General features: G+C 32.9%; 12 protein-coding genes and 3 pseudogenes. 3 read left to right on the forward strand and 12 right to left on the reverse strand.

Annotation, left to right across the window (positions count from 1 at the left end; translation table 11 throughout):
• Positions 1 to 43 precede the first annotated feature (43 nt).
• The gene (locus tag JCM14822_RS05965; RefSeq protein ID WP_054740559.1) at positions 44 to 1,240 is read right to left on the reverse strand and encodes an acetate/propionate family kinase; all 1,197 of its coding nucleotides are present in this window, start codon (positions 1,238 to 1,240) and stop codon (positions 44 to 46) included.
• Between the two features lie 36 nt (positions 1,241 to 1,276).
• A complete protein-coding gene (pta, locus tag JCM14822_RS05970) occupies positions 1,277 to 2,272 on the reverse strand; it encodes a phosphate acetyltransferase (RefSeq protein WP_054740561.1) in 996 nt (331 codons plus the stop codon).
• Positions 2,273 to 2,454: 182 nt separating this feature from the next.
• On the opposite strand from pta, the gene JCM14822_RS05975 reads away from it, so the two are divergent.
• Positions 2,455 to 3,687, forward strand: coding sequence for a nucleotidyltransferase (locus JCM14822_RS05975; protein ID WP_054740563.1), 1,233 nt, complete (start codon positions 2,455 to 2,457; stop codon positions 3,685 to 3,687).
• A 187-nt stretch (positions 3,688 to 3,874) separates the two neighbouring features.
• Positions 3,875 to 4,993, forward strand: coding sequence for a hypothetical protein (locus JCM14822_RS05985; protein ID WP_157047650.1), 1,119 nt, complete (start codon positions 3,875 to 3,877; stop codon positions 4,991 to 4,993).
• 342 nt (positions 4,994 to 5,335) lie between these two features.
• Here JCM14822_RS05985 and codY read toward each other — a convergent pair.
• The 3 genes and pseudogenes from codY to dprA all read right to left on the reverse strand — a co-directional run bounded on the left by codY (position 5,336) and on the right by dprA (position 9,489).
• Positions 5,336 to 6,092, reverse strand: a pseudogene (gene codY / locus JCM14822_RS24440) (GTP-sensing pleiotropic transcriptional regulator CodY).
• A 228-nt stretch (positions 6,093 to 6,320) separates the two neighbouring features.
• Positions 6,321 to 8,395, reverse strand: a pseudogene (gene topA / locus JCM14822_RS05995) (type I DNA topoisomerase).
• 14 nt (positions 8,396 to 8,409) lie between these two features.
• On the reverse strand, positions 8,410 to 9,489 hold the full coding sequence (gene dprA, locus JCM14822_RS06000; protein ID WP_054740569.1) for a DNA-processing protein DprA: 1,080 nt from the start codon (positions 9,487 to 9,489) through the stop codon (positions 8,410 to 8,412).
• A 114-nt stretch (positions 9,490 to 9,603) separates the two neighbouring features.
• Here dprA and JCM14822_RS06005 point away from each other — a divergent pair, with 114 nt between their 5' ends.
• Positions 9,604 to 11,115: a YifB family Mg chelatase-like AAA ATPase gene (locus tag JCM14822_RS06005; protein WP_054740572.1), complete on the forward strand. Its 1,512-nt coding sequence runs from the start codon at positions 9,604 to 9,606 to the stop codon at positions 11,113 to 11,115.
• Between the two features lie 41 nt (positions 11,116 to 11,156).
• On the opposite strand, the gene nrdR is transcribed toward JCM14822_RS06005, so the two are convergent.
• From nrdR to murA, 7 genes and pseudogenes are all read right to left on the reverse strand, one after another.
• A complete protein-coding gene (gene nrdR, locus JCM14822_RS06010) occupies positions 11,157 to 11,615 on the reverse strand; it encodes a transcriptional regulator NrdR (protein WP_054740573.1) in 459 nt (152 codons plus the stop codon).
• A gap of 108 nt (positions 11,616 to 11,723) precedes the next feature.
• Positions 11,724 to 12,498 (reverse strand): annotated as a pseudogene (sigG, locus tag JCM14822_RS24445) (RNA polymerase sporulation sigma factor SigG).
• Between the two features lie 83 nt (positions 12,499 to 12,581).
• Positions 12,582 to 13,325 carry an RNA polymerase sporulation sigma factor SigE gene (gene sigE, locus JCM14822_RS06020; RefSeq protein ID WP_083461299.1) on the reverse strand — a complete coding sequence of 248 codons (744 nt, stop codon included), beginning with the start codon at positions 13,323 to 13,325 and terminating at the stop codon, positions 12,582 to 12,584.
• A 3-nt stretch (positions 13,326 to 13,328) separates the two neighbouring features.
• Complete coding sequence (locus tag JCM14822_RS06025; protein ID WP_306307301.1) at positions 13,329 to 14,177, reverse strand: sigma-E processing peptidase SpoIIGA; 849 nt, start codon at positions 14,175 to 14,177, stop codon at positions 13,329 to 13,331.
• 139 nt (positions 14,178 to 14,316) lie between these two features.
• Positions 14,317 to 15,444 (reverse strand): cell division protein FtsZ, encoded by a 1,128-nt coding sequence (ftsZ, locus tag JCM14822_RS06030; RefSeq protein WP_054740578.1) that lies wholly within the window; start codon positions 15,442 to 15,444, stop codon positions 14,317 to 14,319.
• A gap of 48 nt (positions 15,445 to 15,492) precedes the next feature.
• On the reverse strand, positions 15,493 to 16,212 hold the full coding sequence (locus JCM14822_RS06035) for a cell division protein FtsQ/DivIB (protein ID WP_054740581.1): 720 nt from the start codon (positions 16,210 to 16,212) through the stop codon (positions 15,493 to 15,495).
• Positions 16,213 to 16,218: 6 nt separating this feature from the next.
• Positions 16,219 to 17,484 carry a UDP-N-acetylglucosamine 1-carboxyvinyltransferase gene (murA, locus tag JCM14822_RS06040; protein WP_054740582.1) on the reverse strand — a complete coding sequence of 422 codons (1,266 nt, stop codon included), beginning with the start codon at positions 17,482 to 17,484 and terminating at the stop codon, positions 16,219 to 16,221.
• Positions 17,485 to 17,530 lie beyond the last annotated feature (46 nt).

Here is a 17,530-nt window from a genome sequence, read left to right on the forward strand (position 1 = left end):
CACTTCTTTAAGTATACATATTTCGCATGTATTTGTCAATCATTTATTTTGCAGATACTAATCTTACAGCATCTCTTGCAATCATAAGTTCCTCATTTGTAGGAATTAAAAGCATTTTGATTTTTGAAGATTCTTTTGTTAAGTCTCTTTCAACACCACGGCATTTGTTTTTCTCTGGATCGATTTCAACGCCTAACCATGTTAACATGTTAGCAATTTCTTCACGCATAATTGCATTGTTTTCACCAAGACCACCAGCGAAGCAAATAGCGTCACATCCATTCATAATTGTTGCATAAGCACCAATGTAAGATACTACTCTATGTTGGTAAGCATCCATTGTAAATCTACAAGCTGGATCACCTGCAACTACACCGTCTTCTATTTCACGGAAGTCACTTGATAAACCAGATAATGCATCTACACCTGATTTTTTATTTAAGATAGTATCGATTTCTTTAACTGATAAACCTTCTTTTTCCATTAAGAATGTTACGATAGCTGGATCGATATCGCCTGAACGTGTACCCATGATAAGACCTGCAAGTGGTGTGAATCCCATAGATGTTTCTACTGATTTACCTCCATCTACAGCACAAACACTTGCACCGTTTCCTAAGTGACAAACGATAACTTTTGTTTCTTCTACTGGTTTACCAAGCATTTCTGCTGCTCTTTGAGATACATATTTATGTGATGTCCCATGGAAACCATATTTACGAATACCATATTTATTGTAGTATTCTTGTGGAATAGCATACATATAAGCTGATTTTGGCATTGTTTGATGGAATGCTGTATCAAATACTGCTACTGCTGGTACATTTGGCATAAGTTCACGACATGCATCGATACCAAGTAAGTTAGCTGGGTTGTGAAGTGGCGCAAGTTCGCAACATTCTTTGATAGCTGCTTCTACTTCTTCTGTAATAACTACAGATTCATTGAATTTTTCTCCACCATGAACAACACGGTGACCTACTGCATTGATTTCTTCAGGTTTAACGCAAGCTGTTTCACCTTCTGTAAGCATAGAAAGCATTTTTGCTAAAGCTACTTTGTGATCTGGGAAATCAACCATAACTTTAACTGAATCTTGTCCTGTTGTTGTATGTTTGATGAATGATCCATCAATTCCAATTCTCTCGCAAATACCTTTTGCGATTTCAGTTTCTGTCTCCATGTTTAATAATTGGTATTTTAATGAAGAACTACCGCAGTTTACTACTAATACGTTCATTATATTTTTACACTCCTTAGATTAATTCTTTGTCTCTTAATTATTTTGAGCTTGAACAGCTGTAATTGCAACTACACCTACGATATCTTCTGCACTACAACCTCTTGATAAGTCGTTAACTGGTTTTGCAATACCTTGTGTTATTGGACCGTAAGCTTCTGCTTTAGCAAGTCTTTGAACAAGTTTGTATCCAATGTTACCAGCATCTAAGTCTGGGAAGATAAGTGTGTTAGCTTTACCAGCTACTGCACTTGCAGGCGCCTTTGCTGAACCTACAGATGGTACGATTGCAGCATCTAATTGTAACTCACCATCAACTTTAAGTGCTGGTGCTTCTTCTTTAGCGATACGTGTTGCTTCAACAACTTTATCTACATCTGCATGTTTCGCACTACCATATGTAGAGTGTGAAAGCATTGCAACGATTGGTTCTTCTCCTACTAATTGTTCGAAGCTTTTTGCTGAGCTTTGAGCAATTGCAGCAAGTTCTTCTGATGTTGGATTTTGGTTAAGACCTGCATCAGAGAATACGAATGTACCGTTTGCACCGTATTCACAGTTTGGCACTACCATTACGAAGAATGCTGAAACAAGTTTTGTTCCAGGTGCTGTTTTTAAGATTTGAAGTGATGGTCTAAGTACATCAGCAGTTGCATTGATAGCACCAGCTACCATACCGTCTGCTAAACCTTGTTTAACCATCATTACACCTAAGAATAATCCGTCGTTAAGAAGTAATTGATTAGCTTTTTCTGTAGTCATACCTTTTTTCTCACGAAGTCTAACAAGTTCTGCAACATATTCATCCATTTGTTCGAATGTTGCTGGATTTACGATTTTAGCACTGCTTAAATCTAAACCTTCTGCTTTATCATTAATAGCTGCTTCATCACCAATTAAGATAACATCAGCAATACCTTCTGCTAATACTTGATGAGCTGCTTTAAGTGTTCTGATATCAGATGTTTCTGGTAAAACGATAGTTTTTTTATCGCTTTTTGCTCTTGCTTTAATATTTTCAATAAAAGACATTTAAAAGAACCCCTTTCAATTTATACTTTTAATTCGCCCTCACATACTATTATATGCAATGTATCTCGTGTATACAAGCCCTGATTAGCAATTTATTCTAATTTATTTTTTTGCTCCCTTTATTTTCATCTAACTTTAGGCTACAATAAGCACGTATTATCACAAAAGATTGGAGATTTATAATGCATATTGCAGGTATTGTCGCTGAGTATAATCCATTCCACAATGGACATGCTTATCAAATACAAACATTAAAAAAAGAAAAACATATAGATTTCGTGATTGCCGTAATGAGCGGTCATTTCTCACAACGTGGTCTTCCCACTATTGCTGATAAGTTTACACGTACGAAAATGGCATTAGACTCGGGCATAGATATAGTTATTGAATTACCCACACCATTTGCAACTTCTAGTGCTGAACGTTTTTCAGAAGCTGCTATTTCTCTTTTACATCAAACAGGCATAGTTGATACACTTTGTTTTGGTAGTGAATGTGGAAATTTAGAAGCCTTAGATTTAGTTGCTACAACACTTATCAATCCACCGCCCGTATTTTCTACTAAACTTAAAGCTTATTTACGTAGTGGACTTAGTTTTCCTCGCGCACGCGAACAAGCCTTAATAGATACGTTAGAAGTGGATTCTGCATCTATAGGCCTTTATAGTCCTATTATCAATAATCCTAATAATATTTTAGGCATCGAATATATCAAGGCACTTCATAAATATAATTCAAACATTAAGCCTTTTACTATTACAAGGATTCATGCTGGTTATCATGATCTCCATATTACCGGTTCCATTACTTCAGCTACTGCTATCCGTCACTTAGCACTCAAAAAGGATTTTGACACCATAAAGACTTGTATGCCCCCTACTTCGTTTAACTATCTAAACGAAACGCTTAACCATATACCTAGTTATGAGAAGCTTTATACTTTCTTAAACTACAAACTTATAATGTCCAATAAAGAAGATTTATATGCCTTATGGGACATTCCTAAAGAGCTTATCCACTCTATCTTAAATCATTTTCCTTATTGTGACACTTTAGAAAAACTTATTGATATGGTCAGCTCAAAAACTTATACACGTGCTACAGTTCAGCGGAGTTTACTCCGCATTCTATTACACATTACTAAAGAAGATATCTCTACACTAGAATCATTAGCCTGGACACCTTACATTCGTATTCTAGGTTGCAAACGTTCTGCACTATCACTTCTAGGCAAGCTTTCCAAAAAAGCAACCTGTCCAGTTATTACAAATGTAGGCAAAAGTTACGTTTCACTAAACAAGGCACAAAAATGCTTAATGGATTATGAGCTAAAAGCCACAGCGCTTTATCATAGTTTAAGTTGCAGTGGCCAAAATTACAAACAGGACTTTACACAGTCTTTTATTAAGCTCTAAAGTTACTTTATACGATTAAATATATTCTAGTTCTTCACAAGGCATCTCCTAATAATATGAGAGAGGTTTAGTTTTCTCAAGCTAAACTTCTCTTATGTTATCTTTCTACTTTCTATACAATTCTTGTTATTATTTCTAAGACAAGTTCATATAATATCATATATTTTAAAAGAGGTGAATTGATCAAATGATACATAAACGGCTAATTTTACTTGGCATTGCCTTAATCATTATAACACTTTTAATTACACCATCTCCTTGTATCTCTGCAGCTACAGAAGGACTTTTATTATGGTTTAATAAGGTTTTGCCTTCCTTGCTTCCTTTTATTATCCTAATCAATCTACTGGTTGGCTTAAATATGTTAGAACCTCTTAGCAAACATCTTTCTCCTATCACTCAGAAATTCTGGCATATGCCCGGCGCAGTTGGTTTTGCCTTTTTAATGGGACTTATGGCTGGTTATCCTATGGGTGCTAAAATTATTACTGGTTTAGTTAAACAAAAAACTCTTACACTTGCGCAAGGTGAAAAAGCATTATGTTTTTGCAATAATTGTGGTCCTCTTTTTATTATTGGTACTGTAGGGACTATTTTGCTTCAAAATACACAACTTGGTTATTTTTTATTATTCATACATATACTTTCAGCAATTATCATGAGTTTCCTTTTAACTGCTTATAAAATTCCATTTTACGTACAAAAATCAAGTCATAATACCCTTAATTCAGATTTTCACTTTGCACCTGCTTTTACTAAAGCCGTAGAAGATGGCATGGATACTATTGTATGTGTTGGCGGTTATATTATCTTCTTCTCTGTTTTAACTCACATCTTTATGGATTCTATTGTATTTAAAGTCTACTTAAACTTTCCACTTATCAAAACACTTTCACCAGCTCTTGTGCAAGGAATATTCACTGGAATATTAGAACTTTCTAACGGTGTTGGTTCATTTTCTAAAGCTTTCATGAATACTCCTTCGATTTATACATTAGCATTTCTTGCCGCATCTATAAGCTTTGGTGGATTCTGTGTTTATTTTCAAACACTCTTTGTACTTGGTGATATTCCATTTTCAACAAAACCTTATTTACTTTGTAAATTATTTGAAGGTATTTTAAGTTTTTTATTAACCTGTGTATTTTATCCTATGTTTTTTATGTATACATCAAAAACAACTTTGTATTATTCACTAATTTGGGGATTCATTATGCTTATTTCACTTTCTATTTTTTATACTGTTATCAATAATTTTTCATCTCCAATTTGTAAATCTCAAAAAACTCATTTAAACAAATCATAATAAGTTGTTTCTATTTTTAACATAATAAAAAGATGGTAGTATGCTATACAATATCATTAAGTTAATATGACAAAAAAGGATCTCTATACTAATCAAATAGTATAGGGACCTTTTTTAAAAAAATATTGACAAGTCTAAAAAATGTGTGGCACTCTCCTACTGACTGAATATAAACGTAGTGAGAGAAGCCCTTGTAATTAATAGAAAAAGAAGTTGAAGAAATAAATCTTCAACTTCTTTTCTATTAAAGAGTACGTTTCTAACACAATGTTAACTTAATGACATTGGCATACTACCATCTTTTTATTTCCGTATCAAATAAAATCACTTAATTACTAATAACTATTTACGTAATTTATCAAGTTCTTCTAATAAAGCACTATTAAGAACTTTAATATAAGTTCCTTTCATACCTAATGATCTTGATTCAATTACACCAGCACTCTCAAATTTACGAAGTGCATTAACGATTACTGAACGTGTAATACCTACTTTATCAGCAATTTTACTTGCGATTAATAAACCTTCACTACCATCTAATTTTTCGAAGATGTGGAAGATAGCTTCAAGTTCTGAGTAAGATAATGTTGCAATAGCAGATTTAACGATTGCAATACGACGCTCTTCTTCATCACTTTCTTCTTTTAATGATCCTAAAATTTCTACTGCTACGATTGTTGCACCGTATTCCGCTAAGATAAAGTCTTCTGTTGTGAAGTTACCAATGCTTTTTTCTTTATAAAGTAAGAATGTACTAATCTTTGACCAGCTGCAATGATTGGAATAATGCATGTTGTATAATTTGCACTATTTGGTACTTCAGCAAAAATTGTATCTAAAGAAATGTTTTCTTTGATATCCATGATTGATAAAACTCATCGTTTACTGAGTATTCAATGTAGTTATCTTCATTTGCAAAGTTGTGTGGGATTGAGCTATTTACACCTAATACTTTACTTTTTGTACTTACAACTACTGCATTAGCCTTTACAACATCGCTAATCACTTCACAGATATCTGAAAAGATTACACGGTCTGAACCAAATCTTTGTAATAATCTATTTACTTTACGCATTTTGAGTAATAATTCTTGAGACATGATATGTCCTCCTTAAATAATTTTGTTAAGTTAGTTTGTACTTTTATAATCTAAAGGTTTTATATACTTTAGTATGTTCTAAAAATTTTAAAATATACACTTTATCATTTAAAAAGACAAAGTTGATATACAACTTTGTCTTGTACAAACAAATCTTAACATGATTTGACAAAAAACTCAATATATAAATGTAAACATTAATGCCTGAAATTTTTAACAAATTGTAAACTATCGCTTATTTTGTTTGCCATAGTTACACTTTGAATTACGACAAACTACTTTTTTGTTTTTATTACTCCCTTTTTCCACAAGAGCATCACCACATGCAGGACACTTCTCACCAGTTGGTTTGTCCCATGACATGAATTCGCAACTGTCTCCATTATGTTCACAACCATAATAAGTTCTACCTTTTTTAGTCTTTTTAAGAAGCACTTTGCCTCCACACTGCGGACACTTCACACCAATTTCTTCATACCATGCTTTTGTTCCATTACATTCCGGAAAATTTGGACATCCTAAGAATTTACCATATTTACCATAGCGTACAATCATATGCGCTCCACATTTTTCACATGGTATATCTGTTGTTTCTGTAAGGTCTATATTCTCAATCTCATTTTCTGCAATTTCAATTGTATGTGCAAAATTAGGATAGAACGATTTAATAATCTCCTTCCACTCTACATTACCTGATGCAATCTCATCTAATATTCTTTCCATATTAGCTGTAAATTCTACGTCTACAATTTCATCAAAGTACTGTATCATAATTTGATTTACAACTTCTCCAAGCTCTGTAACATATAAGTTTTTATTTTCTTTTACAATATATCCTCTTGCAAGAAGAGTTGTAATAGTTGGTGCATAAGTACTAGGTCTACCTACGCCATTTTCTTCAAGCGCTTTTACTAAAGTCGCCTCTGAAAAATGTGCAGGTGCTTGTGTAAAGTGTTGACTTGGGATAATACTTGCCATATCTAATACTTCATCTTTAGCTACATCAAATGCATTTGTCTTTTTATTTTTTTCCTCGCCTAAATTATAAACTTTTGTAAAACCATCAAAAAGCTGGTTTGAATAAGATGCCCTAAATAAATAGGCCCCATTTTTAATCTTCATACTATATGTTTCATATTGTGCTGCTGCCATTTGACTTGCAACAAATCTATTCCAAATCATATTATACAGTTTATATTGGTCTCGTGATAAATATTCTTTTATTTCTTGTGGTTCATATTCCATATAAGTTGGTCTAATCGCCTCATGGGCATCTTGTATATTTGCTTTTTTGGCTTTTCCAGAAGTAGGTTTTACTTCACCTAAATAATTTTCACCATATTTTGTTTTAATATATTCTACAGCTTCCTCTTTTGCTTTATCCGCAATACGTACAGAGTCCGTACGTATATAGGTTACAATACCTACCTCTTTTTTCCCAACCTTAATCCCTTCATAAAGTTGTTGTGCTATATTCATTGTTTTTTGTGTTGAAAATCCAATATGTTTAGCTGCTTCTTGTTGTAATGTACTTGTTGTAAAAGGTAAAACTGTATTTTTTATACGTGTTCCTTTTTTAGTTTCAATAACTGTAAATGGATTTCCTTCACACTCTTTTATAATTCTTTGTGCTTCTTCTTCACTTCTTATTTCTATCTTTACATCATCTTTGCTGTCTAATCTAGCTTCGAATGCCTTACTTTTACCATAACGTAAATTAACTTCAATTGTCCAATATTCTTCTTCTATAAATTCTTTAATTTGTTTATCACGATCACTAATTAATCGTAAGGTTACAGATTGTACACGACCTGCACTTAATCCTTTACGAATTTTTTTCCAAAGAATTGGACTAATTTTATACCCCACAAGACGATCAAGTACACGTCTTGCTTGTTGTGCATCTACAAGATTCATATTAATGTCTCTCGGATGTTTAATTGCTTCTTTTACAGCTTGTTCTGTAATCTCATTAAATGTAATACGACAAACTTTTTTGTCTTGTAATTTTAGTGAGTGATACAAATGCCAAGAAATTGCTTCACCTTCCTATCAGGGTCAGTTGCAAGATAAACACATTTTGCACCTTTTACATCCTTACGCATTTTTTGTAATAACTCACCCTTACCACGAATCGTAATGTATTTGGGTTCATAATTATTCTCTATATCAATACCCATTTGACTTTTAGGTAAATCTCGTACATGTCCTATAGATGCTTCTACCTTGTAATTTTTACCCAAAAATCTACTAATTGTATTTACTTTAGCTGCTGATTCCACAATCACTAAATTATCAGCCATATTTACCTCCTCATTTAAGAACGTACATATCTTTCCCCTGGTAATTTTCTTATATATCCTTTCAGCTCTAATTGAGTTAGATCTCTATAAATAGCTTTATAGGAAAGCTTGGTACTTGTTAGTAATTCATTTAAAAAAATAGGATTCCAACTTACATAAGCATATACCATCCTTTCTTCTTGTGCAAGTTCATTATTATTATTTTTTAAAGTATTTTTATCTGACCTCGCTAATTTTGCTTGTATTTCTAAAGGAAGTTCCTCTAAAATATCCTTTACATCAGTTACACATTTTGCACCTTTTTTTATAAGTTCATTAGTTCCTAAACTCATACGACGCCTTAAATCTCCTGGAATTGCAAAAACATCTCTATTATATTCAAGAGCTAAATTAGCTGTAATAAGTGATCCACTTTTGCGATCTGCTTCACTTACCAATACTCCCCAAGATAATCCACTAATAATACGATTTCTTTTAGGAAATTGATAAGGCCTTGCTAGTGTATTTAATGGATATTCTGATATAATAGCACCTTGTTTGGGAATCTGATGATATAAATTGCGATTGCAAGCCGGATAACATACGTCCACACTTGTTCCAAGTACCGCTATCGTTTGACCATATCTTAAAGCACCTTCATGTGCAGCACCATCTATTCCTTTAGCCATACCACTTACAACAGTAATTCCCATACTTCCTAATTCTTCAGCAATTCGTATAGTCACATCATAGCCATATTCTAAACAATCTCTTGCACCTACTATAGCAAAAGTAGGTGTATTTAGTACATCTATATCACCTTTTACATAAAGCATAATAGGTGCATCCGGAATATTCTTTAATAATTTAGGATACTCTTCATCTGTAATTGCAACTAAATTAATCTGCTCTTTTTCACATTTTTCATATTCAATTTTAGCCCAATCAAAATATTCTTTTGCTTTATTTAACTTTTCTACAATATCAACTGCAATCCCTGGATATTCTTTCATTTCATAAATTTGTTTAGGTGTTTTATACCTTTCTAACAATTCTAGTTTAATAACCTCTCTTAATTGTACATGATGAAACCATAAATAATATACCTTTTGCATTTCTACACCTCATTTTATGGATTTTATAAACTCTTTATACATAATTGTTTATTTCTTCTTTGAAATGACTATACTCAAACAAAATAAATTTATTTATTAAGAAAGGATAGCCTAATGTTTTGTAAATTAAACAGTTATTCTATAAATGGCATAGAAGCCATTCCTATTGAAGTAGAAATTGATATTAATGATGGTCTTCCAGGATTTGATATTGTTGGACTTCCTGATAGTTCTGTTAAAGAAGCTAGAGACCGTGTCAAAAGTGCTATAAAAAATAGTGGTTTTAAATTTCCAGCTCGTCGTATTACAGTTAATCTTGCTCCTGCTGATCTCAAAAAAGAAGGTAGCCTTTACGACTTACCCATTGCTTTAGGTATTTTATGTTGTGCAGGCGAACTTCCTTTAGAATACCTAAGACAAACCCTTTTTATTGGTGAGCTTGCTCTTGATGGTTCCTTACGCAGTGTACGAGGTTTATTACCACTTTTATGTTCAATTCCACAAAAGCACACAATCTGTATTGTACCATCAAGCAATGAAAAAGAAGCAAGCCTTATTCAAGGATTAGATATAAGACTTGCTAGTAATTTATCAGAAGTTATTTCTTTTATTCATCAAAAAAGTTATTTAACCCAATGTGCACCTGCTACTTGTATAAAATCTCCCTCACTCACCTTAAATTTTTCCGATGTAAAAGGGCAGGAAGCCGCTAAACGTGGGCTTATTATTGCAGCTTCTGGTTTTCATAACGTTTTATTAATTGGTCCTCCTGGATCAGGTAAAACTATGCTCGCCAAACGTCTCGTCACAATATTACCACCTCTTGCAGAAAATGAATGTATTGACATAACAAAAATTTATAGTTTAGCAGACAAACTCCCTACTGATGCCATCATACGTACAAGGCCATTTCGTGCACCTCATCATACCATTACTCCTCTAGGTCTTGCTGGTGGTGGTTTACACCCTAAACCTGGCGAAATCAGCCTTGCACATTTGGGTATTCTTTTTTTAGATGAACTTTTAGAGTTTAAACGTTCTACATTAGAAATTTTACGACAACCAATTGAAGAACATAAAATCACTTTATCACGTGCTAATTTTACTTTTACTTATCCTGCTGATTTTCTCCTTATTGCTTCAACTAACCCTTGTCCTTGTGGTTATTATCCAGATACACATAGATGTACTTGTAGCTTAAATAGTATCAAAAACTATATGTCTAAACTCTCAGGTCCACTTTTAGATCGTATCGATTTACAGCTAGAAACTGTTACTCCTACATTAAAAGATTTAAACACTTCCAAATCACTTTCATCCGAAGAGATGTATGCCAATGTACTCAAAGCACTTAAATACCAGCAACAACGTTTTAAAGGTACTTCATTACATTACAATAGTCAAATCCCCACTTGTGACCTCAAAAAATATTGCCCACTTACAACTGATGCCAAAAATATGCTAGACCACTGGTTCACAACTACTTCTTCTAGTGTCCGTTCTTACGATAAGATTTTGCGCATTGCACGCACAATCGCAGACTTAGATGATAGTGCAATAATCGATACTGTTCATATTACTGAAGCCATTCAATACAGACTATTAGACCGTAATTTATGGCATTGATAAAAATAAAAGACGTCTCACTTTAAAAGTGACAACGTCTTTTATTTTTTACATTTTTTTATATTCTCAAGTTCTACAATAAATTCATCTATAGAAGTAAACTGTTTATACACAGAAGCAAAACGAATATATGAAACCTCATCTAATGCTTTTAATCTTTGCATTGTAATCTCACCTAATGTAGTTGAGGAAATTTCTTTTGTCTCTAAACTACTAATATAATTTTCAATTCCATCTACAAGTTCTTCAATTTGTTCAATACTAATACTTCTCTTATTACAAGAGCGTAAAACTCCCTTAAATAACTTTTCACGATCAAATGGTTCACGCGTCATATTACGTTTAATTACAATTATTGGAATGCTTTCTATTTTTTCATATGTAGTAAAACGTTTATCACATTTTTCACATTGTCTTCTTCTACGAATCATTTCATTTTCATTAACAGGTCTAGAGTTCAGTACCTTTGATGTACTATACCCACAGTAAGGGCATTTCATGGCATATCCTCCTAAGTTTTATTATGATTAAGCGTATCATACAGCTTTAATAAAAGTCAATACCTATAAAAGGTACAACGCTTGACCATTGTACCTTTTCACTTTTATTTAAATATATTTTTTCATATGCTTAAGTGCTGTTTTCTCTAATCTAGAGACTTGAGCTTGTGAAATACCTATCTCATTGGCTACTTCCATTTGCGTTTTCCCTGCAAAGAATCTAAGCATTAATATTTGCTTTTCTCTTTCATTAATACGTTTCATAGCTTCTTTTAGCGCAATATTCTCAAGCCAAATGTCATCCTGACTCTTTTCATCACTTACTTGATCCATAATGTACAAAGTATCACTTTCATCATGATATACTGGTTCAAATAAAGAAATAGGGTCTTGAATTGCATCCAACGCAAATACAACATCTTCTTTTTTTACACCTAATTCATCTGCTATTTCTTGAATCGTAGGTTCTTTTGCATTTTTTCGTGTGAGCTGCTCTTTTGCCTGTAACGCCTTATAAGCTGTATCTCTTAATGATCGACTTACACGAATGGCATTATTATCACGCAAATATCTTCTAATCTCACCAATAATCATTGGCACTGCATACGTAGAAAATTTTACATTTTTGTGTTATGTCAAAATTATCAATTGCTTTAATAAGCCCTATACATCCTACTTGAAACAAGTCATCTACATGCTCTCCACGGTTATTAAATCGCTGAATAACACTAAGTACAAGCCTTAAATTTCCTCTTATATACTCTTCTCTCGCTGCATTATCACCTTGTTCAATAAGTTTAAATAAAATCTCTTTTTGTTCATTTGTTAAAATGGGAAGTTTTGCTGTATTTACCCCACATATTTCCACCTTATTTATAGCCATATCCTTGCCTCCTAGCATACTATTCCAGCATAAGTTAAGTCTATAAATAAGCTTTTCCATAATACCATTATTTATTCAAAACTTTAGCTCATTCTATTAATTTCCTTTTTAAGTCTAAGTATAATTTTCTTTTCAAGTCTTGAAATATAAGATTGTGAAATTCCCAAAAGATCAGCTACTTCTTTTTGAGTTTTTTCTTTTCCTTGTGCTCTAAACCCAAAGCGAAGTTCTACAATTTCTCTCTCTCTGTCAGTAAGCTTTAACAGTGCTTGCTTAAGAAGTTTTTTATCCACCTCTTCTTCTATATTTCTAGAAATAATATCTGGTTCTGTTCCTAATATATCTGATAATAATAGCTCATTACCATCCCAATCAACATTAAGAGGCTCATCAATAGATACTTCTGTCTTTAATTTATTAGTACGTCTTAAAAACATTAAAATTTCATTTTCTATGCACCTAGAAGCATAGGTGGCAAGTTTTATCTTTTTACTCGGATTAAATGTATTAATAGATTTAATAAGTCCAATTGTCCCTATAGAAATCAAATCTTCCATATGAATCCCTGTATTTTCAAATTTTCTCGCAATATATACAACTAGTCTTAAGTTACGTTCAATAAGTGTTGTCTTTATACCTTTTAAAATCTCTTCATTTCCTTCTGCCTCTGCCATTTGTGTAATTAATACTTCTTCTTCTTCTTTTGTAAGTGGCGGTGGTAATACTTCACTACCACCTATATAATCTATTGCCTGCCCATTCCTTCTTATGTAATGATATATAATCTTCTGAATGAATACTCTTAAATACTGCCAGATTTTTTTCATCACTTACTCCCCCTCTCTTATTATAAAATCCGGATGAATCAACGCCTTATACATTCGATCTCCACATATTTTTTCAAATGCAATGCCTATGACACATTTGGGTATTTCTTTGTCTAATGTTCCTTTATGCAAAATAATACATTCACTCACAATTCCCCATAATAATCCCTCCTCACATCCCATGCTATGAAAAGGTATAATATATTTAGGTCCATTCTCCATTTGTAGTAACTTTCCCATATCATTATAACAACTCTCTATATTCTTACATTCTTCTTCTGTCAACATTTCTTTAATTGCGTCATATGTTACAACAAGTACAGGTCTATGACCTATTGGTGTATATAACATATTTCCTGTATCTAAAAGCCCTAAAACATGGCCTATTTTTCCGCAATAGTGTATCTCCAAATCGTACTCAAAATGTGGCATCACAAGCCGCTTTCTTAAAGCATAAAAAGCAAAATATATAATACCACCTATACATACGCCTATCATAAGTATATAGCCAGTTGAACCTTTGTAAGTAGGTATATAATACTGCAATTGATATAATATTGTAAAGCTCATACCTCCTATTAATGCTGCCACTCCCATACTTATCATATAGTATTTTATAAAGCTCTTTAATTTAATGGGTTTATACAAGTATAAAATAGAAATAACAGGTACAATTAACGTACATATGCTGTAAGGTAAATGCTGTAATACCGGCAACAAAAGTAGCATACAATATAACAAAGCTGCAATCCCTCCACCTATTAAATGTTTTTTAATATACAGTGGTTTATTCAGTATCATAGTTGTTATAAAAATATAATAATGTCCATTATAAAGTTTATTAAAAACAATACATCTATATAAATAACTTGCACTTTGTCACCTCTTCCTCTCACTTGCCTTATTATTGTATCTAAACTTACATACAAATTTTGTAAAAACAAAGTTGCACATTAAAAAAGATACGACATCATCGTATCTTTTTTCTTTACTATCTATTTCTTCTTAAGAATTGTGGTATTTCCACTTGAATTTCTTTAATAGGTGTAAATCTCTCTTCTTCAATTGTTTGCTGTACTACTGGTCTAGAAGGTGCTGTTTGCGTTTGTCTTGGTAGTTCTTCTTTCATAGCTTGCACAGGCTTAAAAGTATTTAAACTCACATCTTGATTTTGAAAATCTGTTGCTATAACAGTAATGATGATTTCTTCTCCTAAATCTTCATTAATAGATGTACCGAAGATGATTTCAGCATCTGGATCAACTGCTTCTCTGATAAGTCCCATACCTACATTTGCCTCCATAAGTCCAAGAGTTTCTCCACCGCACATGTTAACAAGTACACAACGTGCACCATTAATGCTTGTATCAAGAAGTGGACTACTAATTGCGTATTTAACAGCTTCTTCAGCACGATTTTCACCTGTCGCACGGCCAATACCCATGTGTGCAACACCTTTATTATTCATAATTGTTCTTACATCGGCAAAGTCAAGGTTTATAATCCCTGGATTAGAGATAAGGTCTGTAATACCTTGTACACCTTGTTGAAGGACATCATCTGCTTTACTGAAAGCATCTACCATAGTTGTTTTCTTATCAATCACTTGTAAAATTTTATCATTTGGAATTACTACAAGTGTATCCACATTTTGTTTTAATTCATTAATTCCTTTTTCTGCATTTAACATACGTTTTCTACCTTCAAAACTGAAAGGTTTTGTTACAACGCCTACCGTTAAAATACCTTGTTCTTTTGCAATACTTGCAATAACAGGAGCAGCACCTGTTCCTGTTCCACCACCCATACCGGCAGTAATAAATAACATGTCAGCGCCTTTAATCGCTTGAAGAATCTCTTCACGGCTTTCTTCTGCTGATTTTGTTCCAATTTCTGGATTAGCACCTGCACCTAATCCACGTGTCATCTTTTCACCAATTTGAATTTTACTTGGCGCACCTGAACGTGCAAGTGCTTGGTGGTCTGTGTTAACTGTAATAAACTCTACCCCATCTAATCCTTTTTCAATCATTCGATCTACAGCGTTATTACCCCCACCGCCTACACCGATAACTTTTATTTGTGCGCCTTGTAATTCATTTTCCCATATTTCGAGCAAAGTAGACTCCCCCTTCATCTGAAGTATATTTATTTATTGTGTAGTTTTCTATGTAATGGGCCTAAGCGACGCTTGTCCACTTTTAACTACTTGAGATAAATCTAATATTCCCATGTCGTAGTTTTTATGCGTTGCAATGAGCCATTGAAGCTTTTTATCAAAATCTCCTATCCCACCCATTATAACATCTAAATTATCAACATACAAGTGAATTTCTTCAAGGTTATAAACATCTATTTCTTTTACCTTATCCTCATAGGTATACTCATGTAAAGTGTTAATAAGTTCCTTACTTGCTAAAAATGCGTCATCATTTTGTATTGCTAATATTTCTCCTATTTTAAATTCTGAGAAATTAAGTCCACTTACAAGTGGAATAGGATTACTTAGATTGTTTGTTTGTGAAACAACTTGTCCCTGTTCATTTAGACATAAATAACTTCCAGAAAAAGGAACATACATAAAGGGTGCATTCTCAACCACTTTAATAATGACATTTCCTGGAAAATTATATTTTATGTCTACATTTTTAATATATGACAACTTCATAATTTCCTTTCTCGCATGAGAAAAAGATAAGTCCCATATAGAATGTGTTTTTATACCAGAAGCCTCAATAATTTCTTCTTTTGAGTAGTAACCATTATTTTCAACTTTAATGTCTTTAATATTCCAAATTGGCATTGATAATAGGGCAATTAAAATCAACCCTATTATCATACCAATATATATTTTTTTCTTTGGTTTTTTTATATTATATTTATTCAAATATAACTACTTCCTCTCCTCTGTATACCATATATTTGCGCCCAGTTTACTTAAATCTCTTACAATATCTTCATATCCCCTTTGAATATGATAGATATTCTTAACATTAGTACACCCTTTAGCCACAAGACCTGCTAAAACTAATGCAGCTCCACCTCTTAAATCCATTGCTTCTACACTAGTTCCTATTAAATGAGGTGTTGGATGAACTGTTGCTATTTGTTTTCGCTCATCTACAATAATGTGTGCGCCTAACTTACAAAGTTCCTTTGCTGTTTTAAATCTAGCATCAAATATATTCTCTTTTACATGACTAATACTATTACACGTTGTAAGTAAGGCCAAAAATTGTGATTGCATATCTGTTGCAAATCCTGGATAAACTTCAGTTTTTAAGCCTATTCCTTTAAGTGGTTTAGCAACAGATAAGATTACTTTATTTTGTTCTTCATTAATATGACAGCCTATAGCACGTAGCTTATTAATAGTTGCTTGCATATGTCTGTTATATACATCATTTAGTATGATATTTCCCCTAGTAATTGCACCTGCTACTAAATATGTCCCAGCTACAATACGATCTGGAATAATCCGATAAGTTATACCTTTTAATTCACTTACACCATGAATAATAATCTTTTTGGTTCCTGCACCAGTTATATTTGCACCACATGCATTTAAAAAGTCCTGTAAATCAACAATCTCAGCTTCCTTTGCAGCATTATGAATAGTCGTTGTTCCCTGTGCACAAGCTGCTGCTAGCATAATATTTTCTGTTGCTCCAACACTTGGCATATTAAGGTGAATTTGAGCGCCTTGAAGGTTTAAAGTCATGCACTGAATAAAGTCTTCATATTCTGTGATTTCTACCTGCATTTTACGTAATCCATCTAAGTGCATATCTATAGGCCTTTTGCCAAGTTGACAACCACCTGGCATGCCAATTCTAGCTTCTTTACAACGGCCTATAATCGCACCTAATAATATAATTGATGAACGCATTTGACTAACTAAATGAGCCGGTACATCACTACTATTTAAAGTACTTGTATCAATCATTAAAACTTTGTCATCCCATATTACTCTACAACCTAATTGCCTAAGAATCTGTATCATTAATACTACATCAGAAATTTTAGGGCAATTATAAAGATATACTGTGTCTCTACAAAGTAAAGTTGCTGCAATAATAGGAAGAATTGCATTTTTGCTGCCTGCAATATGCAATTCACCTTCTAGACGCCTACCTCCTTGGATCATAATTTCACTCATTAAAGAGCACCTCCTAAAATAGGTAAGCTTCTATACAACCAATTTA

The organism is Cellulosilyticum ruminicola JCM 14822, assembly GCF_001311925.1.
Lineage (GTDB): Bacteria > Bacillota > Clostridia > Lachnospirales > Cellulosilyticaceae > Cellulosilyticum > Cellulosilyticum ruminicola.

Coding starts and splice junctions, on each gene's coding strand:
- sigE (WP_083461299.1), bottom strand. CDS start 13,325: ATGAAAAAAATCTGGCAGTATTTAAGAGTATTCATTCAGAAGATTATA.
- pta (WP_054740561.1), bottom strand. CDS start 2,272: ATGTCTTTTATTGAAAATATTAAAGCAAGAGCAAAAAGCGATAAAAAA.
- murA (WP_054740582.1), bottom strand. CDS start 17,484: ATGAGTGAAATTATGATCCAAGGAGGTAGGCGTCTAGAAGGTGAATTG.
- dprA (WP_054740569.1), bottom strand. CDS start 9,489: ATGCAAAAGGTATATTATTTATGGTTTCATCATGTACAATTAAGAGAG.
- JCM14822_RS05975 (WP_054740563.1), top strand. CDS start 2,455: ATGCATATTGCAGGTATTGTCGCTGAGTATAATCCATTCCACAATGGA.
- JCM14822_RS05965 (WP_054740559.1), bottom strand. CDS start 1,240: ATGAACGTATTAGTAGTAAACTGCGGTAGTTCTTCATTAAAATACCAA.
- JCM14822_RS06005 (WP_054740572.1), top strand. CDS start 9,604: ATGTTTTGTAAATTAAACAGTTATTCTATAAATGGCATAGAAGCCATT.
- nrdR (WP_054740573.1), bottom strand. CDS start 11,615: ATGAAATGCCCTTACTGTGGGTATAGTACATCAAAGGTACTGAACTCT.
- JCM14822_RS05985 (WP_157047650.1), top strand. CDS start 3,875: ATGATACATAAACGGCTAATTTTACTTGGCATTGCCTTAATCATTATA.